Genomic DNA, 220 nt, shown 5'->3' with positions numbered 1-220 from the left:
TTTCCCAACGACGCTGTGCGATCCCTATTAGGGTCGGAATCAACATCAGCACATATGCTATATACATGCGACCCATTCAGGGTCGGCCGCATCATCAGGGCTGTTTCTATATACTTGCGACAGCTTCAGCTTCAAACGGATATTCTTGGAACTGATCCTGAAGGGATCAAATGTTTATAGCAGGATACATTAATTTCCGGAACCGATCCTGAAGGGATCG

At 46.4% G+C, this 220-nt stretch carries 1 protein-coding gene; it reads left to right on the top strand.

The features are described 5' to 3' along the window. On the top strand, positions 1-180 hold a 180-nt coding region (locus EL17_RS23810), incomplete at its 5' end, for a hypothetical protein (protein ID WP_205623515.1). Positions 181-220 lie beyond the last annotated feature (40 nt).

It is taken from the genome of Anditalea andensis (assembly GCF_000714815.1).
Lineage (GTDB): Bacteria > Bacteroidota > Bacteroidia > Cytophagales > Cyclobacteriaceae > Anditalea > Anditalea andensis.
Note: the sequence above shows the minus strand (reverse complement) of the source record. Positions and strands in the feature narration are given on the sequence as shown.